This is a genomic window from Xanthomonas maliensis, from assembly GCF_009192945.1.
In the GTDB taxonomy this organism is placed as follows: Bacteria; Pseudomonadota; Gammaproteobacteria; order Xanthomonadales; family Xanthomonadaceae; genus Xanthomonas; species Xanthomonas maliensis.
This window is the reverse complement of sequence record NZ_NSET01000123.1, coordinates 1-989: the sequence shown is the minus strand read 5'-3', so window position 1 is coordinate 989 and position 989 is coordinate 1. Positions and strand designations below refer to the sequence as shown.

Genomic DNA, 989 nt, shown 5'->3' with positions numbered 1-989 from the left:
CGCACCGATGCGTGCTGCCACCGAAGCCAAGTGCAACGAGCGTAGCGCGGCAATGACGGACAAGGACGAAGCACCTAACTTACCGCAACCAGCAACGGTGATGAGACGCCCGGAGCCGACCGCCTGCATGCAAGCTGGCCGCCCGAGGCCGGGCCAACCAACTGATTTGCTCGACCACTGCCTAACACCTGAATGACGCCGCGCCGCGAAGCGGCGTAGGCTTGCACGTATTGTTAGCCCTCAGCAATCGACCCCAGCGGCAGGTACACATCCGTGATCATCTCGTGCTCCTGGACGTTGGGGCCGACATTGACGTAGTGGAAGAACATGGGGAACGCCCCGGCCACCTCGCCACCGCCAGGAAGCCAAACCCGGCCGAGGTATTCGGCCGTCGTGTTGCGACGCCGCGAGCCGAGGTGCCGAGCCACCGCACACCGCAGGCGGGGAATGACTTTGGCTACGACGCCTTCCTCATTGGGCGCAACGGGGCCCTCGTAGGACACGCAGAAGTCCACCCGGTGTTCACTTGGCGCAACCCGGGTGGGGTCGGTGTAGTGGATGCCGAAGGTGCGCGCCTGCTGGGGCGAAACGCCATTGCGAACACGCCATTGGATCAGGCGTTTGGAAGTCTCGTATTCGAGCGCTGGCGGGCCGTGATGTTCGATCGCGGCCACGTTCGTTTCAGGGAACTCGACGATCCGAACGTCCATGATGCTCCTTATGAGGCCTAATGCCTGAGTAAGCCGTGCCGCGAAGCGGCATCGGCTTGAATGAATAGTTAGGACGCTGCCTATTCACCTTGCCCTCTCATGTTGGTGATCTCAACTATCTCCGTGACAGTAAGGACATGTTTGCAGCGACCAAGCCCGCCATAGCTGCCTTTGGGACCAAGCTTGCCGCGTAGGACAACGTGGGATGTACCCCATGGTCTACTCGCATCCTTCGCGGGAAGTTCAGCTTTTTGCATAGATATGCCGTTGAGGCACCAA

General features: G+C 60.8%; 1 protein-coding gene. It reads right to left on the bottom strand.

Annotation, left to right across the window (positions count from 1 at the left end; all coding sequences use genetic code 11):
- Positions 1 to 233: 233 nt before the first annotated feature.
- The gene (locus CKY51_RS22195; RefSeq protein ID WP_052172121.1) at positions 234 to 710 is read right to left on the bottom strand and encodes an AraC family transcriptional regulator; all 477 of its coding nucleotides are present in this window, start codon (positions 708 to 710) and stop codon (positions 234 to 236) included.
- Positions 711 to 989 lie beyond the last annotated feature (279 nt).